19 protein-coding genes and 1 tRNA gene are annotated in these 24585 nt (G+C 51.9%); 11 read left to right on the top strand and 9 right to left on the bottom strand.

Annotation, left to right across the window (positions count from 1 at the left end; translation table 11 throughout):
* Nucleotides 1–49 precede the first annotated feature (49 nt).
* The 4 genes from ACZ5M3_RS09160 to ACZ5M3_RS09145 all read right to left on the bottom strand — a co-directional run bounded on the left by ACZ5M3_RS09160 (nucleotide 50) and on the right by ACZ5M3_RS09145 (nucleotide 8766).
* Nucleotides 50–6235, bottom strand: coding sequence for a DNA polymerase domain-containing protein (locus ACZ5M3_RS09160; RefSeq protein WP_464840869.1), 6186 nt, complete (start codon nucleotides 6233–6235; stop codon nucleotides 50–52).
* 294 nt (nucleotides 6236–6529) lie between these two features.
* On the bottom strand, nucleotides 6530–6751 hold the full coding sequence (locus tag ACZ5M3_RS09155) for a hypothetical protein (RefSeq protein WP_464839327.1): 222 nt from the start codon (nucleotides 6749–6751) through the stop codon (nucleotides 6530–6532).
* 76 nt (nucleotides 6752–6827) lie between these two features.
* The gene (locus ACZ5M3_RS09150) at nucleotides 6828–7910 is read right to left on the bottom strand and encodes a hypothetical protein (protein WP_464839326.1); all 1083 of its coding nucleotides are present in this window, start codon (nucleotides 7908–7910) and stop codon (nucleotides 6828–6830) included.
* A gap of 22 nt (nucleotides 7911–7932) precedes the next feature.
* The gene (locus tag ACZ5M3_RS09145; protein ID WP_464839325.1) at nucleotides 7933–8766 is read right to left on the bottom strand and encodes a hypothetical protein; all 834 of its coding nucleotides are present in this window, start codon (nucleotides 8764–8766) and stop codon (nucleotides 7933–7935) included.
* Between the two features lie 221 nt (nucleotides 8767–8987).
* On the opposite strand from ACZ5M3_RS09145, the gene ACZ5M3_RS09140 reads away from it, so the two are divergent.
* The gene (locus ACZ5M3_RS09140) at nucleotides 8988–10346 is read left to right on the top strand and encodes an RsmB/NOP family class I SAM-dependent RNA methyltransferase (protein WP_464839324.1); all 1359 of its coding nucleotides are present in this window, start codon (nucleotides 8988–8990) and stop codon (nucleotides 10344–10346) included.
* Here ACZ5M3_RS09140 and ACZ5M3_RS09135 read toward each other — a convergent pair.
* Complete coding sequence (locus ACZ5M3_RS09135; RefSeq protein WP_464839323.1) at nucleotides 10343–11425, bottom strand: choice-of-anchor L domain-containing protein; 1083 nt, start codon at nucleotides 11423–11425, stop codon at nucleotides 10343–10345. The genes ACZ5M3_RS09140 and ACZ5M3_RS09135 overlap by 4 nt on opposite strands.
* A gap of 90 nt (nucleotides 11426–11515) precedes the next feature.
* Nucleotides 11516–12130, bottom strand: coding sequence for a TIGR00296 family protein (locus ACZ5M3_RS09130; RefSeq protein WP_464839322.1), 615 nt, complete (start codon nucleotides 12128–12130; stop codon nucleotides 11516–11518).
* A 96-nt stretch (nucleotides 12131–12226) separates the two neighbouring features.
* Between ACZ5M3_RS09130 and ACZ5M3_RS09125 the strand changes: the two genes are divergently transcribed.
* From ACZ5M3_RS09125 to ACZ5M3_RS09110, 4 genes are read left to right on the top strand one after another with little or no spacing between them, the layout of a single operon-like run.
* On the top strand, nucleotides 12227–12529 hold the full coding sequence (locus ACZ5M3_RS09125; RefSeq protein ID WP_464840867.1) for an MTH1187 family thiamine-binding protein: 303 nt from the start codon (nucleotides 12227–12229) through the stop codon (nucleotides 12527–12529).
* On the top strand, nucleotides 12522–13655 hold the full coding sequence (locus ACZ5M3_RS09120; RefSeq protein WP_464839321.1) for a DUF373 family protein: 1134 nt from the start codon (nucleotides 12522–12524) through the stop codon (nucleotides 13653–13655). Before ACZ5M3_RS09125 ends, ACZ5M3_RS09120 begins: the two co-directional genes overlap by 8 nt.
* On the top strand, nucleotides 13633–14694 hold the full coding sequence (locus ACZ5M3_RS09115; RefSeq protein ID WP_464839320.1) for a hypothetical protein: 1062 nt from the start codon (nucleotides 13633–13635) through the stop codon (nucleotides 14692–14694). Before ACZ5M3_RS09120 ends, ACZ5M3_RS09115 begins: the two co-directional genes overlap by 23 nt.
* A 41-nt stretch (nucleotides 14695–14735) precedes the next feature.
* Entirely contained in the window at nucleotides 14736–15581 is an 846-nt protein-coding gene (locus ACZ5M3_RS09110) for a deoxyribonuclease IV (protein ID WP_464840865.1), read from the top strand.
* Here the strand turns inward: ACZ5M3_RS09110 and ACZ5M3_RS09105 are convergent.
* Nucleotides 15578–16624 (bottom strand): DmpA family aminopeptidase, encoded by a 1047-nt coding sequence (locus tag ACZ5M3_RS09105; RefSeq protein ID WP_464839319.1) that lies wholly within the window; start codon nucleotides 16622–16624, stop codon nucleotides 15578–15580. The two genes, ACZ5M3_RS09110 and ACZ5M3_RS09105, sit on opposite strands and share 4 nt — an antisense overlap.
* 186 nt (nucleotides 16625–16810) lie before the next feature.
* On the opposite strand from ACZ5M3_RS09105, the gene ACZ5M3_RS09100 reads away from it, so the two are divergent.
* The 6 genes from ACZ5M3_RS09100 to ACZ5M3_RS09075 all read left to right on the top strand — a co-directional run bounded on the left by ACZ5M3_RS09100 (nucleotide 16811) and on the right by ACZ5M3_RS09075 (nucleotide 23708).
* Nucleotides 16811–17899 carry a hypothetical protein gene (locus tag ACZ5M3_RS09100; RefSeq protein WP_464839318.1) on the top strand — a complete coding sequence of 363 codons (1089 nt, stop codon included), beginning with the start codon at nucleotides 16811–16813 and terminating at the stop codon, nucleotides 17897–17899.
* A 41-nt stretch (nucleotides 17900–17940) separates the two neighbouring features.
* The gene (locus ACZ5M3_RS09095; RefSeq protein WP_464839317.1) at nucleotides 17941–18774 is read left to right on the top strand and encodes a hypothetical protein; all 834 of its coding nucleotides are present in this window, start codon (nucleotides 17941–17943) and stop codon (nucleotides 18772–18774) included.
* 191 nt (nucleotides 18775–18965) lie between these two features.
* On the top strand, nucleotides 18966–19220 hold the full coding sequence (locus tag ACZ5M3_RS09090) for a hypothetical protein (protein ID WP_464839316.1): 255 nt from the start codon (nucleotides 18966–18968) through the stop codon (nucleotides 19218–19220).
* 278 nt (nucleotides 19221–19498) lie between these two features.
* Nucleotides 19499–21124, top strand: a complete 1626-nt coding sequence (locus ACZ5M3_RS09085; protein ID WP_464839315.1) for an ABC transporter permease — start codon at nucleotides 19499–19501, stop codon at nucleotides 21122–21124.
* Nucleotides 21118–22128, top strand: a complete 1011-nt coding sequence (locus ACZ5M3_RS09080) for an ABC transporter ATP-binding protein (protein WP_464839314.1) — start codon at nucleotides 21118–21120, stop codon at nucleotides 22126–22128. The genes ACZ5M3_RS09085 and ACZ5M3_RS09080 overlap by 7 nt, the downstream gene beginning before the upstream one ends.
* A gap of 242 nt (nucleotides 22129–22370) precedes the next feature.
* Nucleotides 22371–23708: an NCS2 family permease gene (locus ACZ5M3_RS09075; protein WP_464839313.1), complete on the top strand. Its 1338-nt coding sequence runs from the start codon at nucleotides 22371–22373 to the stop codon at nucleotides 23706–23708.
* Between the two features lie 50 nt (nucleotides 23709–23758).
* Here the strand turns inward: ACZ5M3_RS09075 and ACZ5M3_RS09070 are convergent, their stop codons facing one another.
* Nucleotides 23759–24196, bottom strand: a complete 438-nt coding sequence (locus ACZ5M3_RS09070) for a metal-dependent transcriptional regulator (protein ID WP_464840863.1) — start codon at nucleotides 24194–24196, stop codon at nucleotides 23759–23761.
* 238 nt (nucleotides 24197–24434) lie between these two features.
* Nucleotides 24435–24512, bottom strand: a tRNA-Lys gene (locus tag ACZ5M3_RS09065).
* Nucleotides 24513–24585: the final 73 nt, after the last annotated feature.

The following is a 24585-nucleotide window of genomic DNA, read 5'->3' as shown; positions in this document are numbered from 1 at the left end:
AATACACCTCGAAATACGTTTTGTATTGCTGGGATAAAAGGATTTCGGATTATTTCTTCCCCTTCGGCTTCAGCCATGCCCCAAGCCCGACCTGCCTCGTCTTCTGGTAGCGTAAGTCCTCCTTCTTGTAGCCAAAAGCTTTTAGAATCCTCTCCACAGCGGGCAGAACCTGGTTTTCGATGTAGTATTCGGCGTCATAGCGGTGCCTCGTCGGGTCGAACTCGTCGAAGGGAATCGCCCTGTCGCCTATCCTTCCGCTGCCCTTGAGCACGATGTAGCTTATCACCGTTCCCGGCCGGATCTTGATTCCCCTCGATGCCAGTCTTTTCGCGACGGCCACGTGCGGTCCGATGGCTTTGTAGTCCTTCAAGTCCCGCGTTATCTGCTCGTGGATCACAAGCTTCTCGGGTGGAACCTCGTACTTGCTGAGCTTTTCCGTTACTTCCTTCACTATTCTGACAGCCTCCTCAACGTCACCGTGCTTGAGAATTGCCTCAAGAACCCTCGCCTGCGTTTCCTTCGCTATCTCGCTCCAGTCGCGCCTCACAATCTCAAGCCCGCGCGTTATTATCTTGCCCTCCTCGTCTATGAGTGCATACTTCTTCTTCGTGACGAAGAAACCCCTAACGTAGAAACCCTCGTATTCAAGCTCCAGCAAACCGGGCAGTTTGGAGTTGATGTATTTTAAAAACTCTCTGGCCTTCTTTTTGACGGTCTCAGCGTCAGCACCGGGGATTGTCGCAAAGAAGCCATCCGTGTTGTGAACGAGTATTCCGTTCGCGAAGAATCTGTGTGTTCCATCTACCTCGATGTCGTAGACGTACCCGTCGTAGGGTATTTCCTCTATCCTCTTGGGATACACCAAGTCAAAGCCATAATTATAGGCCCTCTTCTTGTTTGTGTAACCGCCCAAGTTTTCGGAGAGCTTCGAGGCTTTCCTGTCCAGAACAAAGCCTATCCTCTGGGCAAAGCGGTGTTTATTCTTTATCCTGACGTGAATCGAATGAGTTCTGCTTTCCTTTCCGAGGTATCTGTTTGGCTTGGTCTCGGTGAACATCGAATTGGAGACACCAACGAGCCACAACAACTTTCTGACCGAACTACTGAGTTCGGGATTAACACTTGTTAGTCTAACCTCCGGAATTCCTCTGCGAAGACTTACCGTTCCATCAGCAGAGAACAATCCGCGTAGAAATGCCTCTATATACTCCTTCGGAAGGTTGAACATGAAGTCAGGGATTCTTTTGCTCCCGTTCTCGTCTTTAAAGTGTTTGACCATGAACCCTGCGAGCCACTTTGAGAGTATTGAAACATCTCCCTTCTCGCTTTTGTTGTAGTAATTGGAGATTATTCCGGCATTTTTGAGGGGTTTGAGGATTTTGTCCTCAATCTCCTTCTTGTCTAGCCCAAGGGGGAGACCAACATAGTATTTGGCCCAGTTTGACCGCCCACCCCAGTTACCGTCGCCAACCAACAGCCCAATGAGTTCCCACAGTTTAACAGAAGTTTGACTGGGCTTAATGCTCTTGGCAATCGGCTGATTGGGTGTAATGAGGGACTTAACTTCCTTTCCAATATCTTTCGGCTTCACCTCGCGAAGGCGTTCCTTTAGGGGCTTTCCCGGCTTTACCTTGCTGGTGTTAAGGTATCCTATCAAGGAGTGATCCTCCGTAACGTCGAGATACCACGAGTTAGTGAACCAGATGCGGTAAATTCTCTTGTTTGTCCTGTGTCTCATGACGTAGGGAACCCTCTTCCAGACGAGCCGTCCCCTGTTGTCCAGCGTTAGCGCCTCAATGCCCTCAAGAATGCAGTACTCTTTCTCCCCAACCTTGTGATCAACACGCTGAAAGAGTTTCTCAATCGGGACGAACTCAACCTTTCCGTTTCTCCTGATTATAATTTCGGTTTCGCCAGTAACGCTGTCTGCGTAAAGCACTTTAAACCCGAATTTACTTTCTATTTCCCTTATGGTCGTTTCTATGTACTCCCTGCCCCAGGCTGTGACACTCTCTGCGCACTCCCTGCAGTACCAGCGAGCCTTTGCGTAGCCGTAGTAGCCGTAATAGCTGTTGTGCGCATAGACAAATCCAAAGCCAACGAGGAAGTTCTCGTTGTCCTCGACACTGAGGTCGTAGACGTGGCCGCTGTATTCCTCCACCTCAACGGACTCAACGTGGTCAAGCACTACGTCACCCTCAATGAGCCAGGAGAGCTTTTGGGCCTTTTCGGGATCGAGCTTTCCTTCTTCCACCATCTTTCTGAAGGTCTGCGGGCTGACGTTCTTCTGGAAGACCTTTCCAAAGACCTCGCTCAGGACTTCCTTGGGGATCACGTGCGAATAGTAGGCGTTCTTTTTCTTGTCAAGCTTTACGAACGGGAGCTCCTCGTTTATGTAAATCCTGTAAACGCCGCTGTCGTGCCCGAGCTTTACGGCTGAAACTCCCACCGAGTTCAGGAGGAGGACGAGCTGATTGGCCAAAAGCTCGCTCTTCGTGGAGAGCCTGAGCCTTTTGCTCGGGTGGACGTCGCCATCACCGATGAAGTATCCCTCAAGGAAAGCCAGCTTAATTTCTTTCGGAGACGTGAAGATGAACTCGGGGATCCTCTTGTTCTCCGCCAGAACACCACAGAGGCCCTCAAAGAGCAGGTAGCCCATCTTCCTCGATATTTCAACGTAGTTCCTAGCCCGTCTTGCATTCCCAAAAAACCTACTGGCCAGTCTCTCCATATCGTCCAGTACTTCAAGGTCTTCGTTGTAGAGCTTCACACTGTAGCTCCAGCCGTTTTTGAAGTTCCTTTGCTTTCTTGCATGGCCCTCGCTTACGTAGTAGCCCAGGAGCTTTGCTAACGATTCGTCAACTTCAATGAGCGGGCTCATCCTGAAGCCGTTCAGCGTGCCAATCTTCCACTCCTTAAGCTCTTCCGAGGGCATTAGGCTTACTACGTCCCGGATGGAGTTGAATTCAACGAGGTACTCCCTCTTATTGCCGTTGTATCTGACGTTCTCCACAAGCACCTCGTAGAGCCTTCTGTATTTCCTAAGGGATTCCCAGTCGAGGACTTCATAGCCTATCTTCCTAAGCCGGACGTAGCCAAGGTCCTCAAGGTGCTCGAGGTAACGCCTCGCTGTTCTTGGCCTTTTCTCTTCCCCAAAAATCCAGCGCAGGGTTCTAAGCATTCCTTTAAAGAAGTTCTTCCGTTCTTTGACGGGAATCGTCATGACAATGTCTGACGTTTCCTCTTCAGGCAATCTCAAGAGCAGTTCAACGAGGTTCAGCACGTGCTTTTTCTCTGGAAGCTCCACCCTCCGAGGAACCGCAATCAGGTCTCCGGGCCTGAGTTCATCTCCATTAACCTCAACGAGCTCCCCGTTTCTCACCGAGAAGAGGCTGTGGCCCGAGGTTATCTTTATTCTCCTCCCAGACCTTAGTTTGATGTTGTAAGCCCTGCCCGAATAGCGGTGCCGGATCAGGGCCTTTACCCTCTTAAGCTCGACCTTCTTGGTTTCCCTGCTGAAGGAAGGGACTTCAAGACCGCTGATCTCAAGGACTTCCGTCTCCCCATCCCTGTGCACTCTTTCAGCGTTTTCCTCCATCCTTCTGTCTATGAACTCCCCAACCCTGACGAAGCAGACCTTTCCATTTTCGAGGATTGGGAGCCATTCGTCGGGTAGGATGCTGTTGGCGAGGATCTTGATGGCGCGCTGCCTGTAATCCAGGAGCTTCTTCTCGATTGGATCAATTGTCGCCTTCATCTTCCTCTTTACCTTCTGCCTCTCCTCCAGTAGGTCTCCAAGGAGGCTCGGGATGAAGCCGGGGAAGTCTTTGCAAAACTTGTGCCCGACCTGGGGGGCGGTATCGTACTCCCTGCAGCCCTCCCTGTTGAGCGTATCGGGGGAAACGTTGTGGGTGATGATTATAGAGGGATATAGCGAGTTGTGGGTTAATATTCCGTTTGCGAAGTAGTAGGGCGTTCCCTCTAGAGTCAGGTCGTAGACTTTACCCCTGTAGTACTCTTTAGTTGCTTTAAATTCGGAGAGGCTGTAGAAGGCGTTGTCTTCGAGGCGGTTCATCTCCCTGCCCCTAATCGCCTCTCTGAGGGCTTGGTTCTTTTCCGTACTTATAAACCCCACCAGCGTTTGGAACAGTATGAGACCGTCCCTGCCCGTGATTTCAATGATGTATCTCGTCAGCTTCTTTCCCCTTTCGGTGTACTCATAAGTGTACCTGCTGTGGGGAATTCCGAGCTTTTCCAGGAGCCTTGAGATAAGTTCGATTTTCCACTTGTTGTTGGTGCCCTGGCTTACAACTACCGTCCTACGAACCCTGTTAACCGTTCCGTCGCCCTCAAAGAACCCCCTCAGCACTGAGGGAGCGTTGAGGCTCTCAACGTTTTCCATGAGTTCCTTGACCCTGAGATAGACCTCTTTCTTGGCAACCTTGAGGGTTACCGCGTTGGCGCCTTTTTTCTTGGAGATCCTTGGGGTTACGCCGAAGAGCCTCTCGAAGATGTAGATTATCCTCCTTTTGAATTCCTCTTCGTGTTCCCCGACGGTTATCTCGACTCTATACTGATGCGATATCCTCCTCTTGCCCCTCGACGAGTCAAAGTACTCTAGATCTTTCCTGAGGAGTGTGCCTTCAGCGAGGATTATCCCAGCGAGTTCACCCTTGAGCACTTCCTCTTCGGGTATGTTCTCCTCCGCAATCCTTCCAATTCTCTCAAAGAGTGGTGTGGTTATGAGCCTGCCCCCAACCTTCTTAGTGAGGAACGACTTGGCGAGGCTGTCTCTTATTCTGGTCTGTCTCTCGTTCTTTCCAACTACGGGTAGCTTGTGGTTGGGGGTACACCTCAAACCGTTTATATTAATGAGTTCTCCCTCGTAGTCGTATTCCCAGACCTTCTTGACCATCTGCCAGCCGTCTATACCAAGAACGCAGTCCCCTTCCCGTACTTCGCTTATGTTGATTATGCCCCTTCCCTTGACTACCACCTTTGTATCAGCTGGGTGGCACCTAAAATCTAAATAAACTATGTTCTCCCAGAGGCCCCTTTCCGGCTCCTTGACGTAGCCGCCCGCGTAGCCCCCGCGTCTCTCTTCATACTCCCTTCCAGAGGGCTTGTTTGGAGCCAATTCGTTTCTCTCATAGGCCTTTCGAAGGAGGAACCACTCCACGAGGTTGCCTGTGCTCGAGCGCGAGACGTCCCAGAAGCTCTGGCCGACCAGCCTGGAGAGCTGGGCCTCCATCGGGAAGAACTCCCTGCCGAGTTCAAAGGTGACCTTCGCGTCCTCCATCGAGTAGCGGGCAACCCTCTCAAGACCCTCCCCGCTCTCCCACGCCTGCGCTATCTCTTCGGCGTAGACCTTCTCCTTCGGCTTCCCAAAGACGGCCTCGTAAACCGCCTCAAGGGTGTAGGTTGGAAGGTTTATCGTGCGCCTTATGACCGGATAGAGGTCGAAGTGTATCCTCCCCTTCACCTCGACGGCGAAGCGGTCTCCCATTCTCTGTATCTTAGGCTCACTCCCGTCCCTGCCCAGAGTGAACTTTATACCGAGCCTCTCGCAGCGCTTCTTGAGGTAGGCGAAGTCGAAGTTGTCCCCGTTGTAGGTTATCAGAACGTCCGGGTCCTTTTCCTTTACGACCTTGAGGAAGCGCTTTATCATCTCCTTCTCGGTGGAGACGACGTCGACGTAGGGAAGGTCGATCTTCTTCCAGGTTATAACGCGCGCCTCGCCCTCGTCGGCGTAGCTCATCATGAGGATCGGCCCCTCGGCGAACCCCTCGCCCTCATGGTAGAGCGTCTCGATGTCAAAGGCGAGCATCTTGAGCTCCTCGTCACCCTCCATCGGGACAAGGTTTTTGTCTATGAGGTAGCGCTTGGCGAAGGGTATGTCGTACTCGTAAATGTCCACAACCGCCGGATGCCTCCTTATCTCGTCTCGAATGGCAGGCACGTCCTGGGGGTGGGTGAAGTAGAGCTTCCAGACCTCTATCGGCCTGCCGAGAAACTTCTTCTTCACCTTCTCGGCGCGCTTCACCCTGACGACTTTGCCGTGTCTTTCGACGGCTATTTTCTTAACTTCCTCTATGGCAGAATCGTCCCTAAGGAGTGCGTAGATGTAAGGCTCAAAATTCCGGTCGTACTCTATCTTGAACTCGCCGTTCTCCTTCTTGAAGATTCTGATGACGGGCTTTCCATCTTCGGTGATGTAGTCAGTATCGAGGATCATGAGGGACACCGAGTAAATTATGGAAGTGAGAACTAATAAACTTCGCCATCGATGTGCATTGGGAAGAGAGGAGAGCAAGACAATTTTGATCTGTGCGGTTTTACAACTTTTCCTTCGCTTGTCTAATTCTCTCGGAGGAAGCCCATTCATATGGGTAGTTCATATCTGCCTTGAGCTTTGAGGAGGTTACAGAATAGACGATGGCCAGCAAAGTGAGCAGCAAATAGTTCCCATTTAGGCATACATTTATGATGCTCGCCGTATAATATCAACTATGTATGGTTATTTTATATTTCAAGAATCCCTAATGGGAAGACACTCTTTTCTCTTGTTCAGTTTATCAATCCTGGATGCAGTATAAAGGAACCAGAAAATCCCGAACAGGAACACGAAACCCAGAGCAGATTCCACAGTCTTAGCGTCGTTTCCAACAGTTCCAAAGATAAACGAAAGAATAAAAGAAGCGGGTATGCTCCTTATCAAATTAAATCGTATCTTCCAGTTAGGATCTGCCATTCAAGTCCCTCCATATTGATGCAGGACAAATCCCTCCCGGGGAACATGATGACCACCGTGATTAATTTCCAAAGAGCTAAGATTGGACAGTTATTTCATGAAGGATATCATGCCATATCAAAAACCCCAAAGTCTCTGTTTTCAACTCCAGTGCCATCAAATAAAGTTTGTACTTCTCATATTGCTGCGAATCTGCATCGATTTCAGTGCAAAGCGATTGGAACTGTTTGAGCTCTGGAAGTAACCGCGCAATAAACACTGGATCAAGCCAAAAGACACCTTCTTGATGCAGTTTTTTGAAAGTCTCCGAGATTATGGCGTCAACAGCACTGGAATTTACCACGTATTTCTCATTAGGCAAACTTTGAGAAACCTGATAGTAAGAGAGAGCATACGAATAGTCCAGCAGGGCCAGTGCATAATAGCCCCGCTTATATTCTGAAATGGAATACTGAAGCGCAATTCGTCCTTTCTTAGCCCACCAGACCCTTTCCTCAAGACGGCTTAAATTGGAGTCCAGTCGGGGAACACTTTGGTTGAGGTAGACTTTCACTTTTACACCAAGCCCTATGCCATCGGAACCGGAGTTTTCAAGTTCGGCTATTTTGGAATCGAGATATGGAAATACATAGTTATTGTAGTACCGGGGAGCGATCTTGGCCCAGATATATCTTTCCAAGGTAACATTAGTAGTGTTTTCATTGATATTAGGCAACTCGAGCGTGCCGTCTCCCACAAGGAACTCAAGCCATGCAAGGAGGGCATAGGAGTTCGGATCAGAGACTTTAAACTCAAGATCCCTAAGTGTTTTCACGTAGGACCTCATTTTCAACTTTATATTCCGGTATTCCTCGGAATTTGTTCTAACGAGAGACAGATACATCTCAGGAGTTACATTAACAATTTGAGCACTTACATTTGCGGCAAGTTGCTGGTACCAATAATCAAAAGGACTGATCAGAGCAGAATTATTAGAATATCCAGTCCAAAGGTTTAATTTGGGGGCTAATTCGGTTGTATCCTCACATCTCCCATAAACAGCAACATCCCCTCTGAGATCCGGAATGGGTCTAGTGTTCATTGAAATTGAACGAGAGTAATATATGCCTGTGATTAGGAGAAAAATCAGAAAAAAAGCAAGCAAATAGACTTTCTTCATTGGCACACACTCCGAGCATTTTTCAAAGATTTCTCCTGAAGGTTATTTCAAAGGTAGTAGAGGTATATACACTTCCAACATACTTAGTTTCTACCAGTTGAGGATAGATCTTGTTCATATCCACACTAGGTTTTGAAGGAGTTCCAAATGTCCATGAATACGAGTACCTATAATAAATATCACTGCTGGCAGCTGCTGTAATTTTGTATTTAAAGATACTCTGGGAAGGATGCTGTCTCAAGTAATCCTGATAATTAAGCGCCCTAACCCACAGAATCACACCTGCACTATTTGAATTTCCGGGATATATGGTGATACTGTTCTTGCCATAATATGAGTTAGGTTCGTATTGGCGTGTTGTCAGTAATTCGATACTGTCTAGTATCTGTGAAGCATAGGGAATAAACCTGTCCAAAAGTGTCTTAAGCCAATTTGTTGCCAAAACAACCAAATCCCTATAAGGTCCCAAGCCATCACCACTATTGTCTCCGACCCACAGAACCACAAATTCCACGTCCGAAGGACTGTACCAGGTGTTTTGGAGTACTATTTTCTGGTTACGTGGCACAAAACAAGCCGATCCCGGGTAACAATTATTTTTTTCTATTGATGGTGTGATACTCACAGACAGCTCAAAGACATTACCAATTTGGGCACCAAAGTTAGGATCTTCTCCATCAACCGATATAATCATCGCCGCTCTAGTGCTCACAGGCCCATAAGAAAATGTATGTATCTGACCATTGCCATCATCTATGTGGGTATATGCTGCAACTACCGGGACAGTTGTAGAGATAGAGCTAACTATAAGCACCAATAGTAGTATAACCAACAACGAGCTCGGTTTAGAGTTCATGTTGTTCACCTCCAATCCAATCTTTCATTACAAATAGAACCATTTTTTCTTATAAACGTTTCTGTTTATCATTAGTAATTTTTCTTTCTTTTTTTTTCGAGGATAAATTTTTTCCGAGTTTAGTTTCACAATGAGAACTAACCAAAAGAAGCGAGAGTAAAAGAGTTGCATGCTCATGCACTCACCGCCACCTTTTTAAGGTCCCCCTCAAAGGCCCTCCCATGGAGCTGTTTTACCGCGTGAGCTTTCAGGAAGTGGTGGCAGACGCGTTGAGCCTGGTTGAGGAGCGCGAGCTCTCTTCAAAGCACGCCCTTGAGAGGGTCTTCAGGCGGGTCGCCGGAAGAGACCGCGAGAAGGCGCGCGGACTGGCCCACGCCTACGTCTTCGAGATAGAGAAGTGGCGGGCGAAGATAGACTTCATAATAAATTCCGTGCTCAAAGGCTCAAAGATCGAAGAGCTAGACCCCTATCTGGCAAACCTCCTGAGGATAGGGACCTTTGAAATACACTTTCGCAATGTTCCTCCAGCCGTGGCCACTGACTCTATAATCCGCGTTGTTAAGGAGAAGTTCGACTTCTCAAAAGCCAAGTTCGTCAACGCCCTCATGCACTCGATAGAGAAGTTCGACGTGGATAAAGCCTTAAAGAAGTTGAAGGAGAGGGACAGAATCGAGTGGCTCTCCGTTCGCTTCTCCCACCCGCGCTGGTACGTGGAGTATGCCATTGACCTCCTCGGCTACGACGAGGCGGTAAGGCTCCTCCTCAGCAACAACAGGCCGCAGAGGTACTACGTTCGGGTGAACACACTCAAGACGGACGTGGATTCCCTCCGCGACTACCTTGAGGAGAAGGGCGTGAGAACCGCCCTGACTCCCGTCCCCGACGTTCTGAAGATTCTGGAGTACAAAACCCCCGTTACGAGGCTCGACTGGTACAAGAGGGGGATGTTCGTGATCCAGGATTTGGCAAGTGCCTACGTCGCCCACGTACTTGCCCCAGAACCCGGCGAGAGACTCCTCGACCTGGCGGCCGCCCCGGGTTCGAAGACCTTCCACGCGGCAGCGCTGATGGAGAACAGGGGCGGGATAGTTGCGGTGGACTACTCCTACGACAGGCTCATGCGGATGAAGGAGAAGATGAAGCTTTTAGGCATCAAAAACGTCAAGCTCGTCCACGCCGATGGCCAGAGCTTCAAAGATAAGGAGAAGTTCGACAAAATCATCCTCGACGCCCCGTGCTCAAGCTCCGGAACCTACCGCCAGTTCCCCGAGGTGAAGTGGAGATTCGATGAGAAGAAGATAAAGAGGATAATCAGCGTCCAGAGGAACATGCTCCGCAACGCCTACGAGAACCTCCGCGAGGGCGGCGAGATGACCTACTCGACCTGCTCGATTAGAGTTGACGAGGACGAGGAGAACGTGCTCTTCGCGGTTGAGAGGGTCGGGCTTGAACTGGTAGACTACCCCTTCGGCTGGGGTGATAGGGGCTTCCTTGAAATCGGCGATAGGGTCTTTCGCGCATGGACGCACAGACACGACTGCAACAGCTTCTTCATCGCAAAGATGAGGAGGGCGGATTAACCGCCCCCAAGCTCTTTCATGGCATCCAGGAGCATGTTAACCGCATCCCTTTCCATGACGTATGCCTTCCTCACCAAGTGAAGCCTCGGGTACGTTGGTATCGCCCCCCAGACGCGGAGCTTTATGTCGTCAAGGTTGTCCGTATGCCATGCCTCCATCATCATCCAGGTCGCGTTCTCGTGGAGTTCCTTTGCCAGAACCAGGGTCTCGTTGTCCACCCCCTCGGCGCTTGCGTTGGCGTAGACCTCATCGAAGTCGTCGTGAAGCCTGAAGAAGTACAGTGTCCACACCTGGGCTATGACCATCATGCGGTTGTAGATGAAATAGGCAGGTGGAACATCGAACTTGAGGTCGTCTATCAGAACCGCCGTGTCAACGACGCTGTCGCCCTCATCTCCGATCTCCAGAACCAAGGTTATCTTCTTGCCCTGGTACTGGGAGACATCGACCTTGGCCACGTATATGGAGCTCATTCTCCACAGTACAACGCCATCCTGTCCGTTGATTGACGTCAGGTATGGCTCGATTGGGGTTATGTAGGGAATCGTGCCGTTGAGTATCGTGGCGGCGACCTTTTTGGTGCCATCCGGGAAGACCACGTAAGCGTAGAAAAAGTCGTTGTACGGGGAATAATCGTCCGAGACCATCCTCCAGCGGAAGGACAGCTCCTTAGCGCCGTAGGGCACTTCGAGGGTTATCTTAAGCCTGGCGACGTCGTATATGTCTTCCCCGGTTACCGGATGCCCCCCTTGTATGGAGAGGCCGCCCACGTTTTCTACGTCATACGCGCTTCCCTGGGTGATGTACCTTGCATCGCCGGAGCTCAGGACTACATAGGAGTCCCCCTCAATCGGAAAACCGAGAAGCGGCTTCGTGGCGACCAGAATCTGCTCCTCAACGCCCCTGAACTCAGCACCTACCAGTGAATTCTGAAAGTTGGAGTTTAGGATGGCCTTGGCCGCACTGGTCGCGTCCCTCGTAATGACCGTGCCGTAGGTGGCCCCAACATATCCCAGAGAGACAAAACTGCCCAGAATCAACAGGAGGGGCAGGGTCACCAGAACTTGTCTTTTTTCCACTTCAACCTCACCTTATTTTGATATATGTCCCATAACTATTTAAATATTTTCAAGAAATTTTGGTGATTATCCGAAAGAATTTCAAAATCATCACAGCGGCTTCCTCTTCACCGGCCCCCAGGGCTTTTCCTCCTCGAAGACCTCCGCCGTGAAGCGGTAGACCTTGGTGTCCTCATCGAGCCAGCAGTCGGGCGGAAGGCCGGCCTTCCAGCAGGTCTGGGCCATAAACTCCTCCTCGTCCCAGCCCCACTCGATCGGCACCTGAGGGAGAAGCAGGCCGGAATAGATTCCCTTCTCGATTATCAGACCGTCCCTGCCCACCTTTATCTTCCTCGGCCTCTCCTCCGGCGGGCCCTCGATTAATTCTGGTGGCGTCAGGACGCTGACCTCCACAACAATGTCATCAAGCTCGCTCTCCCTCACGGGCGGGAAGCGGGGATCGTCGACGGCAGCGTATATCGCCGCCTTTATCGTGGCCTCAACTAGCGGGTAGATCGGTAGTGGAAACCCAATGCATCCCCTGAGTGCCATCTGCGGGGGAGCATGACGCCGGTTGAGGGTCACAAAAACGCCCATCTTCTCCCACAGCGCCGGAGGCGTGTCCCCGGGCGGTTTTATCGTCCTGCCGTTTCTAACGTACTCCTCCACAGCCCTCCTCGCGAGCCTGACGAGGAACTCCCCCCACTCATCCCGGATTTTGTACATTCGCCTCACCCATGACATGTGTGTTGGAGTTATTGTTATTTATCTTTCCCGCAAAGCTTAAAAAATTGCCGAAAAAAGTTAAGTCGGGTGTCGAAGATGGTGATAGTTGAGTTCGTTATCGTCCCCCTCGGCGAGAAGAGTCTCAGCAGGTACGTCGCCGAGGTGGTAAAGCTTTTAGAGAGGAAAGGTGTTAAATACCAATTGACACCGATGGCAACTATAATGGAGGTTTCAACCGTAAGGGAGGCTTTCGAGATCATAGAAGAGGCCCACGAGCTTATGTTCAAACTGGGGGTGGAAAGGGTTTCAACTACGGTGAGAATCGATGACAGGCGCGACAGGCGGGTTCGTATGGAGGACAAGGTAAAATCAGTCCTCGAAAAGGCCAGGGGTGGTTGAGATTAAGGCACTGATTCTCGCTATAGACCGCGATGACGACTTCGGAGAAAAGGCGGGTGTTGAGGGGCCCGTCATAGGGAGAGACGCATGCGTTGAGGCAGCCCTAAAGCTCAGTCTGGCCGACCCCGAGGACAGCGATGCTAACGTTGTTTACGCCGCGGTTAAGCTCTACGACGAGCTGAGGGAGAGCGGGGAGTTCGATGGGGTTGAGGTAGCCCTCATAACCTGCCATCCAAAGGTGGGGGTAAAAAGCGACCTGGAGCTGGCCAGACAGCTTGAGTCAGTCCTTGAGAGGTTCCCCGCCGAGGGCGTGATCACGGTGACCGACGGGGCGGAGGACGAGCAAATATTTCCAATAATAACCTCAAAGGTTCCCATAATAAGCTCCCACCGCGTCGTTGTTAAGCAGAGCGAAGGCATAGAAACGACGTACTACATCATCTACCGCTACCTGAGGGAGATACTCAGCGACCCGGAGGTCGCAAAGGTAGTCCTTGGGATTCCGGGGATGATACTCCTGCTCTACGGCATCGCAAGGCTGATAGGGGTCTGGTATCCGGACAGCGTCAAGATAGTCTCCGCCACGATAACGGGGACAATACTCCTCCTCATAGGCGGATACTTCTTCACCAAGGGCTTCCGGTTCAACCTCAGGGAGACCATCGCAAAGCAGTTCGTGTTCATAATCTCGGTGGTTGCCGGCGTCCTCATAATCAGCGGCGGCGCCATAAACGCCTACTTCCGGCTTGAGGAGTACGCAAAGGAGATAATAGGCGGCTGGCCCGGAACGCCGCTCTTGGCGACCCTCATCTACATAAACGCCATAGGCGCCCCGCTGATAATAGGGATATCCGTGATGATAATGGGAAAAACCATACAGGCCTACCTCCGGAAGGACTACCACATCTGGTACTACGTCTCGGCCCTGCTCCTGATGCCCGCGCTGTGGATAACGATAGACCTGACTACGAGGTACGCAATGGCCATACTCACGATATCCGACATAGATGTCTTTGCGAAGCTCCTCATAGCTATCGCCGACGTTGCCGTGGCGATTCTGGTTGGAATCTACATGAGAGGAAAAGTTAGGGGATGGGAGAGAGTTGAAGCTGGGGCAAGCGCTTGAAGAGTATGAGAAAAGGAGAAAGAGGGCCGAAAAAGAGGTCGAGAAGATAAGGAAGAAGTACAGCAAACGCCTGGAAAAGAAGATACGGGAAGTTCTGAAGAAAATAGATGCGCTGGAGAAAAAAGAGGTCCCCAAAAAGGTAGACGAAAATATAAGAAAAATAGTCACGGCGGAAAAGAAGAACTACGTCACCGCGCTGAGAAACGCGCTGAGCAGTATAGATGACATGGACGACCTCGGAAAACGCCTTCCAGATTTGGCCAAGCTCCACGTGGGGCACGGGAAGTACCTCCTGATAATATTCGAAAAGGACGTTTATGCCATAAACCGACTGCTGAAGGAGCTGAACGAGGATTACGTGAGCTACTACAACGAGCTGAGCAAAAAGGGCCTGCCAGACCTCAGGCTGAAGGAAATCCTCCGGGAAGAGGAAGAAACCCGGGGACACATACAGCAAATTGAACGGGAAAAGCTGGAGCTTGAAAGGAAAATAAAAGCCAAGGAAGAAGAACTTGATGAACTCTACAGCAGACACGGGCTTCGGGAGCTCGAAGAGGACATAAAGCGCCTTTCTTCATTGCTCCGGAGTGCCGAGATGGAGGTTCGCTCAAAGGCGTCAAAGCTCCAGAAGCCCATAAAGAGGATGCGCCTCCACGAGCCGATAGCCGATGAGCTCATAAAGGACAGCGGGGTGGCCCTCAGAAAACCCGACGAGTTCATCTCCCTGCTCCAGAGGATATACCCGAGGCTGGAGGGGAAGTACAAAAAAACCGCCCAGTGGCTGGTAGAGAACCTCAAGGAGAAGTCCGAGGCTATCGGACGGGAGAAAGAAAGGCTCTCAGAGCTTGAGAAGAAAAGGGACGAAATCATAGCCCGGGGAGAGGTCAAAAAGAAGGAGATATGGGAGCTTCAGCGCCTCATCAAGGAAAAGGAGGCAGAGATACGAAAGCTCAGACACCAGCTGGAGCACCTTGAAAAGGATCTGAAGGAAAGCCTCGCGAAACTTGAGGAGATACTCGGGCAGAAGGTTGAGCGATAGGTTTATGAATTAGGCTTCCCTAATTCTTTTGGGTGGTGAGCATGTTTAAAGTTGACAGGCTGCGCTTCGGAACGGCTGGAATACCCATCTCAACCCCAAAGCGCTCAACGCTGGACGGGATAGTCCACGTTAGAAACCTCGGCCTGGATGCCATGGAGCTTGAGTTCGTCCGGGGGGTCAACCTCAAGCCGGAGCTGGCGAAGAAAATAAAATACGTCGCCAGAAAGCACGATATTCTGCTGAGCGCCCATGCGCCGTACTACATAAACCTCAACGCCGCGGAGAAAGCCAAGGTTGAGGCCAGCAAGAGGAGGATAATCCAGAGTGCGGAGAGACTCCATCAGGCCGGAGGCTGGAGCGTCGTCTTTCACGCCGGCTACTACCTCAAGCAGGACCCCGGCAGGGTTTACGAGAAAATACGGGGGGAGATCAAGGACATCGTAAAGAACCTTCAGGATCGGGGCATCGAGGTCTGGGTAAGACCCGAGCTGACGGGCAAGCCGACCCAGTTCGGAGACCTGAGGGAGCTCGTGAAGCTCAGCGAAGAGATTGAGATGGTTCTGCCAACGATAGACTTCGCCCACTGCCACGCCAGGAACATGGGGAAGTTCAACACCGCCGAAGAGTGGCGCGAAATGCTGGGCTTTATGGAGGACAGGCTCGGCCGGGAAGCCCTGGACAACATGCATATCCACATAAGCGGCATAAACTACACATCGAAGGGCGAAAGGAACCACCTGAACCTCCAGGAAAGCGACATGAACTGGGAAGACCTCCTCAAGGTTCTAAAGGAGTTCAGGGTCAGGGGTGTGGTCATAAGCGAGAGCCCGAACATCGAAGGCGATGCCCTCCTGATGAAGAAGAAATACGAGGAGATACGGGTTTAGGCCTTCTCAATCCTCCCGTACCTCTCCATGATTTCCACGAGCCTATCAACCGGAAGGGCGTACCTCACGTGTCCGTTTCTTCCCTCCGTCGTCTTCGCCTGGAGGAGGGAGTTGATTATCGCCTCCTCGGTGGCCTCGGCCGTCCCAACGAAGAGCCTGTTCAGGGCATCGTCGGGGAGGAAGCCTATCGGGTGCACTTCCTTCCCCCGTGGGACCGTCTGTGCCGTCGAGAATGCCAGAACGATGTCGCCGCTGCCGTTGTACGCGTAGCCGCCGGTTCTGGCGAGGCCCACAACCGCCCTCTTTGCGAGCCTCCCTAATTGGCGGGACGTCAGCGGGGCATCAGTCACGACCACTATGGATATGCTCCCGCCGAGGGAAAGGCCCCGCCCCGGGTAGTCCCTCAGCTCGTAACCAACTGGGACCCCGGCAATGGTTAAGTCCTCCCTCTTGCCGAAATTGCTGAGAACCAGGGCGGCAACGGTGTATTCCTCGCCACCGATTTCAACAACCCTCGATGACGAGCCTATCCCTCCCTTGAACTCGAAGGCACTCATCCCTGTGCCGGCGCCAACGGAGCCCTCTTCGAAGTCGAGCGAAGCCTCCTTAACCGCCTCGAAGACGTGCCCCTTCCTCACGGCGCGTCTCTTGATGTCGTTCAGGTAGCCGTCGTTGCACTCCATGACGAGCGGGTTTACAGATATTGCCTCCGGGTTCCCCTCGGCCCAGAGGTCTATAAGGGCATCCGCCACGGTGTAACCGCTTAGGGTGCTGGTCAGGGCCACGGGCGTCTCAATGTAACCCAGCTCCTCGACTTGGGTAAAGCCTATCGGCTTGGAGAAGCCGTTCATGACGAAAGTCGAGGCAAAAAGCCTCTCCCTGTAGGGGTTTTTTACCGGGGGCAGGAGAACGGTAACCCCCGTTCTGATGTCCTCCCCCTCGATTATCGTTGAGTGGCCGACCTTGACCCCCAGGTCAGCGATGGAGTTCCTCTTTCCACGGGCATAGCGGCCGATTTTTATCCCAAGTTCAGGGGCCTTCATGGTATCACCAACACCCCCTACGCTCTCTGGCTTTTAGGGTTTTGGAGGCAATTTTCATGCTGGATTAAAAATCCATCGAATATTTTCTGCTTCCAATTACTACTTATCAAAGTTCGTAGTGATATAATTCAGTTATTACGAAGAAAAGTTTAAAATATATAAACGTGCGTCTAATACGGCGATTCCATGGGCTGGCGTAGGTTTGCTACCTTCGTCTTGATTGTGTTCTTCCTTGGAATGACAGTTAGTGGAGCAAATGCCACTGCGAGCCTCGTCAATTCACCCCCCAACAGCACAGTGAAGCTTCCGTCAGGATTCAACCCAGAGGGAAAACCCGGAGACGAGGTACAGCCGCAAGTAGGCCCAATGCTCATCTTTGTCGGGATGATTCTGCTGGATTTGCTCCTCAGCTGGGCGCTTGAGAAATATGTTTCTCCAGAAGCGGCAATGGTTTATGATGCGGTCTCGCTCTTAATCCCGGACCCCGGAGATGGTCTCAAACTCGGCATCAAAGTCCTGGCCAAGCACGGAGATGAAATTACAAAGTATGCCATTGTAGTAGTTAAAAAGGACTGGTGGCATACCAAAGTCGTCAGAAAGATTACCGATGTAAGTGCCAGCAGTGCCAAGTGGGTAAAGAGCGCCCTCGGCGAGAAGTACATCAAGGAAATCGCGGAGAAATACGTCGTAAAGAAGAGTAAGAACTTCGATGATGTTGTTAATAGCCTCAAGCGAATCCAAAGCCTGGGGATAACCAGCGCAAAAGCCCGGAGACTAATCATTGACAGGAGCTGGGACGTTAAAAAGCTTGAAAGAATACTCAGCGACGCAAAAAGCGTTAAAAAAGGAGGGAGCAAACTAATTAAGAGAATCAATGCAGAGCTGAGAGATTATAAAGAAGGAAGAATAAAAAAGTTAGGTGGGCATCTTTATGAGGCAGAGGTCGTCAGTCACCTCAAGAGGAGCGGGTGGAAGATAAGGGAGGTAGAGAAGGACGCGATAACCTCAGTCGGAAAAACTGAGATTGACATAATCGTCGAAAAGAACGGGAAAGCAGTCTACATCGAGTGCAAGAGGAGCTTTGATGAGATAGATTTTGGACAAATAGCAAAACAGGCCAAATATGCCAAGAACCACGGGGTAAGGACAATAAAAATTTATTATGCAAAGGGTCCGTCATATCCACCTACTTACACCCTCTGGAAGTTTAGGGAAATCAGTTCAAAATACAACGTTGATATAAGCTTGGTTTATCTCGGGTCAAACTTCAACTAACGTTTTTATTTTTCTCCAAACTACAGCAAGGAGGTGAGGACATGGGTGTTGATAACTACATTTACTTCGTGTTTGATGGAAAGCCGGAAGAGGTTGGAGACTTCCTTAAAAAGGAGTTTGAAGTTGAGATTCGAGATGAGGAGTTCGGTGATCCTCGAATGGATTACCTCAGGGAAAAGGGCCTTTTAGGAGAGGATTTTCAGTTAATCACCTCAGGCGAACTGCTCTTTGACCCACCGCTGAGGACTACGGAATGGGGGGTTATAATCAATGCAGACTTCTGGATTTATACCGTCAAGGGCTACACAATCCTCGAAATTCATCCAGTTCTAAGAAGTAGGTGGGGGTTCGTCCTCAGCTCGGAAGTCATCAGGCTCTTAAAACAGTTCATGAAGGAGGAACCCCTCCTAATATGCGGTTACCGAGACGATGTAGAACTGACGGGACTCGGCTTCGAACACGACATGTCGTATCTGTTCATAAACTGGCTTCCAGAGGCAATTAAAACAGGAAAGCTTGAAACCCTACCCTCATCCCTCACAGTAGTGAAGAAGGAATTCATAAGGCTGGGGGAGGGCTTGTATGAGGTTCCGATCCCCTGGCGCCCTAGTGAGAGGGGGTTCCTGTTCGTAGGAGGGTTGGATGGCTATGCTGTTATTTGGTTCTTCGGGATTGTGGACTTCGATGACCCGGAGGACGTTAAGGAGTCCCTAATGGAACCCTGGGAAATGGCGTGGGACTTAGTAATACCGGTTAAACTACCGCTAGAGAATGCCAAGAGAGTGCAGAGCAACAGGTGGCAGGAGATAGTAAGAGAAATATTTAACGCCCACACCTCAGGGGATTATTCCCGGCTCAAATGCATGGGAGATTAACCTCCCAGCCTCCGGGAGGGATGGTAATGGGGACTACGTATTATACACTTGCGTGTTTGATAAGCTCTGGGAGGAAGTGCTTGATAAAGCTCTCTCACGAGTTCAAATACAACTGCACTACGAATTAAAAAACCACTGAGCAGAGCACTGTTGGCTGGTTCGAGGTCGAGACATACCCAAAGGAGAACATGATGCTCCTCCAGATTGGAGTCCCCACCAGCAGTTGGCTGTTCGTCCTGAGCTCCGAACTTATGAAGTTCCTTAGAAAGCTGATGAGGGCTGGGACGGTTCTCATCTGTGGCTACACGGACGACAACGACCTCAGAAAGGCAGGCTTTGAAGAGGACAACCAGTTACTCTTCTACGAGCAGCTGGTTGAGACCATAAAACGGGAAAGCTCGAAGTCCTTCCCTCTAGCGTTACTATTGTGGAGAAAGAACTCTTAGACTTGGAGAATGGTCTTTATACCCTCAAAAAGAGGAATCCGGAAGAATGGGACGCTGACAACTTAACGGAACTAAGCGGGCTCCTTACGTTAACAACTCTTGCCCGATCTCTAAGCGGATAGAAGATGAAAAGCTACTCAAAAAGGCGGAGGAAATTCTCAAGGTGCAGATTACAGCAAGGAGGTGAGTTATGGGCGTTGATAACTACATTTACTTCGTGTTTGGGAAGGTTTTATTGTTAATCAACACTTATAAACCCCCAAAACCGAATTTTGCCCATGAGGATGAGGCCTTCGAAGCTCCTCCTGCTCATTCCTCTGATGTTCCTGCTCATCTTCTTCTACGTCCCGTTAGCCAGTATTCTAAAAGCCGGCCTCTGGGAGAACGGCTTCACCCTCAAACACATCTCAGCAGTCCTGGCCAACGACTACCACAGGCGCGTCATCCTCTTCACGATAGGGCAGGCAATAGCTTCAACCCTCCTTACCCTGGCACTCGGCCTACCCGGCGCGTACATATTCGCCAAGTACGACTTTCCGGGGAAGGGCACGGTAAAGGCGGTTTTGACAGTCCCGTTCGTCATGCCCAGCGTGATGGTCGCGTTGGGCTACATACTCCTCTTCGGAAAGAGCGGGCTCATAACCGGCCTCATCGGCCGTGATCTGAGTATAATCTACTCCTGGAAGGGCATCCTTCTGGCACACGCCTTCTACAACTTTCCGATAGTCATACGCATGGTCTCGTCGCTGTGGCAGCGTGTGAATCCCCACTACGAGGAGGCCGCGATGGCCCTGGGGGCGAGGGGCTGGACGCTCTTCTGGCGCGTTACCCTGCCGATGATTTCCCCGGCGATTTTTGCCTCGGCGATGCTTACCTTCGTGTTCTGCTTCCTGAGCTTCTCTATTCCCCTCATAATCGGCGGCTACCAGTACGCCACGATAGAGGTGGACATCTTCACCTCGATAATGGTGCTCCTGGACTTCAGGACAGGCTCGGCCCTTGCCATAATCCAGATACTCCTCAGCATGGGCTTCATGTACCTCTACCTGAGGGCGCTCGACGCCTACGCCAAGCGCGAGGAGCAGCGCGTGTTTAGAAAGCCCCGTCCCTTCACGAGGCGCGACTGGCTGAGCCTCAAGGGACTGCTCGTTGGGATATACTCCCTGATCGTCTTCCTCTTCATAGTTTCTCCCCTCCTGGCTGTCCTCTACGACTCCCTTCGCTTCAACGACGCCTGGAGCCTCGAATGGTACAGGAGGATATTCTCAACGGAGTACAACCCGATGTTCGGGGCGACGACGCTCGACGCCGTCAGGAACTCACTCACCTTCGGTCTGGCGACGGTGTTCCTTTCGGTTCTCGTGGCACTCCCCATAGCCTACGCCCTCCACCGCTGGAACTTCAAGGGGAAGAGGGTCTTCGACGTCCTGGTGATGCTCCCGCTGGCCAGCTCTGCCATAACCCTCGGTCTGGGATACATAAGGGTCTTCCACACCACGCCCCTGTACTTCACCGCCTGGATAATCATAGCCGCCCACACCGTCATAGCGTATCCCTTCGTGCTCCGCGCCGTTTCGACGTCCCTGAAGAAGATAAGGCCCAACCTGTTCGAGGCGGCGCTGAGCCTGGGAGCCAAGGAGTGGAGGGCCTTCCTGAGGGTGGAGCTCCCGCTGGCTCTGGGAGGGGTCATCGTCGGCGCGATATTCGCCTTCGCCATAAGCATAGCCGAGCTGGGGGCGACCTACATGCTGGCCAAACCGGAGTACACCACGATGACTGTGGCCATATACAAGTTCCTCGGGGCGAGGCAGTTCGGCTCGGCCTCCGCTCTGGCCGTTCTCCTTATGGCTGTCTCAACTCTGAGCTTCCTGGTAATCGAGAGGGTGGGTGAGGATGTATGGTGAGGGTGGAACTGAAGGGGGTCCTCAAAGAGTGGGAGGATTTTCGGCTCGAGATAAGTGAGTTGGCAGTTAAGGACGGCGAGTTTCTCACGCTCCTGGGCCCGAGCGGCTGCGGAAAGACCACAACGCTCAGGATGATAGCGGGCTTTGAAAAGCCGGATAGGGGTGAGATACTCTTCGACGGAAGGCGGGTGAACGATTTACCTCCCTACGAGCGCGGGATAGGCATAGTCTTTCAGGACTACGCGCTGTTTCCCCACATGACGGTCTTCAAGAACATCGCCTTCGGCCTTGAGATGAAGGGACTTCCAAGGGGGGAGGTGGATAGGAGAGTTAGGTGGGCGCTTGAGCTGGTCGGTCTGGAGGGCCTCGAAAACCGCTACCCCGAGCAGCTGAGCGGCGGCCAGCAGCAGCGCGTAGCCCTCGCGAGGGCTTTAGTGGTCGAGCCTGACGTCCTCCTCCTGGACGAACCCCTCAGCAACCTCGACGCCAAGATAAGGGAGCGCCTCAGGGGAGAGATAAAGAGGATACAGCGCGAGCTTGGAATAACGACGATATACGTCACACACGACCAGGAGGAGGCGATGGCGATAAGCGACAGGATAGCCGTCATGAACGTCGGCCACGTTGAGCAGGTGGGAAAACCGCTGGAGCTGTACTACCGCCCGAAGACGGAGTTTGTGGCGCGCTTTCTGGGTTTGAGCAACATACTGGAGCTTGATGCCGAGAATGGAATGGCCTGCATCGGAGGGCTGTGCTTCGACGTCGGAAGAAATGGCAGGGTCAGAATCTTCTTCAGACCGGAGAGCGTGTACGTAAAACCCGGCGGCACCGCGGAGGTTCTCGACTATGAGCTCCTCCCAGGAAGGATACGACTGAGGCTCGGGATTGGGGGAAAGGTAATCCTCGCTGAGCGCTTCCTCGATGAGCTGCCCTTCGGCGTCGAGGCTATGCCCGGGCGGGTAGGTGTCGAGGTGAGGAACTTCTCGGTGCTCGAAGCAAAGTGAAGTGTGGTTTAAATCAACGCTATAATTCATCAAGCCAGGTGGGGCTGAACGCAACCTGCACCCCGACAGAAACCGTTCTTGAAAGTTCACCGCAGTCTATGGCCAGGAACACGGACCTTTGCCTTCCCTGTTCTTCATATTGTCCGCACATTATCCCCCCATATTTTAACATATTTCTGTCAAAAAAACCTTTAAAAAACTAAGTTATTAGCAAAAATCAGTCAACTCAAGGGGTGAAGCTCATGGGATGGTTTGAGAACTACTTCGAGTTTGAGAGGCACGGGACGGACATAAAGACCGAGGTTCTCGCCGGAATGACGACCTTCATGACCATGGCCTACATCCTCTTCGTAAACCCGGCGATACTCAGCGATGCCATGGGGAAGGAGGCCTTCAATTCACTCGTGGCAGTCACTGCCCTGGCCGCGGGCTTTGCGACTATTCTCATGGGTCTCTACGCCAAGAAGCCCTTCGCCCTTGCCCCGGGAATGGGACTGAACGCCTACTTCGCCTACAGCGTGGTCATCGGAATGGGCTACGACTGGCGGGTTGCCCTCGCGGCGGTCTTCGTTGAAGGTTTGATCTTCATAGTCCTCAGCGTCACCAAGGTCAGGAGCGCGATAATCCACGCGATACCGCTCAGCCAGAAGTACGCCGTCGGGGCCGGAATAGGACTCTTCCTGACCTTCATAGGCCTCAACGACGTTGGTCTTCTCACTGCCTTCGTCACGGACACCGGGGTTCTCAAGTTCACCGGTCTCAACACCTCCGCCCTGGCCAGCAAGGAGATAATCCTGTTCTTTTTCGGGCTCTTCCTTGCGGGGGTCCTCATATCCCTCCGCATCAAAGGAGCGCTGCTGATATCGATCATAACCACCAGCATTATCGGCTGGATCACGGGCGCCGCCCCCTGGCCCGACCACCTGTTCTCAACGCCAACCATAAGCTACACCTTCATGCAGATGGACCTCCAGGGACTGCTCAACGTCGGGGCGATAGGGGTGGTCTTCGCCTTCTTCATGGTGGACTTCTTTGACACCCTGGGGACGGTAACAGGCTTAAGCGCCAAGGCGGGGTTCCTGACCAAGGACGGGAAAGTCCCAGACGCCGAGAAGGTGCTCCTCACGGACGCAGTAGGAACTACCGTCGGGGCAGTCCTTGGAACGTCCACAGTCACGACCTACATCGAGAGCGCGGCCGGAATAGAGGAGGGCGGAAGAACCGGAATGACCGCACTTGTTACCGGTCTGCTCTTCCTCGGCATAGGCCTCTTCATAGCACCGCTCGCCCAGTCAATACCGGCCTTCGCAACGGCGCCGGCCCTCGTCATTGTCGGCTACTACATGCTCAGCGCCATCAAGGAAGTTGACTTCACCGACCACACCGAGGCAATTCCGGCTTTCCTCGTCCTCATAACGATACCCTACACCTACTCGATAGCAGACGGAATCGGTGCCGGCTTCATCAGCTATACACTGCTGAAGCTATTCAGCGGCCGCGGAAGGGAGCTCCACCCGCTGATGTACATACTGGCAATAGTATTCGTGGCATACTTCGCATACCTCGGCGGGGTCCTCTAAACCCACCTTTTTATTTCATTCAGAAGGGCAAAAACTTATGGGCTGAGAAATCACTCCGATTCCGCGTTTTCGGCCAGCTTCTCCCTGATGAACTGCTTCAGCACGTAGGGGCACTCATCCTGAATAAACTGCGCAAACTCCCTTATCCTCTTCACGGTTATCTCGCTGACGTAGTGCTCGAACTGGCAGGCATCCCTCTCCGCTATCTCCGGGGGAATCCCGAGGATGTCTATGAAGAACTTCGTGAGGAGCAGGTGCTTCGAGTAGGTTCTCTCGGCGACCTCCCTGCCCTCAGAGGTCAGCAGAATCCTGTCGTACTTCTCGTACTCAACCAGCCCCTTTTCGTTGAGCTTCTTGAGGGCATCCACAACGCTCGGGGGCTTGACCCTCATCATTTTGGCTATGTCCTTGACCCTTATCACGCCCTTGTTCTTGTGGAGGATGTACATCGTCTCAAGATACTCCTCTTCCCTCTTGCTTATCTCCAACGCCCTCACCTGCCGTTAGGTTGGCCAAAAATGTTTAAGTAGTTTTCGCAGCGGGGGAAACTTTTGTCGGGCAAGCCTTTGGGAAAGCTCTACCAAGAAGGGTTTCATTCCATAAATTGCCGGCTGGAAGTGGCGTACACACACGAACTGCCCCTGAACACGGGTCTGAATCCGCTGAAACCCACCAACGGGAGAACGAACCCAAAACGGAGAATTTTTAGAAATGATATTTGTTTTCTGGCGGGCCGGACGGGATTCGAACCCGCGGCCACGGGGTTAAAAGCCCCGCGCTCTAACCAGGCTGAGCTACCGGCCCACACCCGATGGGAAGTTTAAAGGGGATTTTATAAGCTTTGCCCTGAACCCCGCCAGAGGTTAGCCAGAACCAC

The sequence above is a fragment of the Thermococcus coalescens genome (assembly GCF_055392585.1).
The sequence above is the reverse complement of the archived record's forward strand: the minus strand, read 5'-3'. Positions and strand labels throughout refer to the sequence as shown.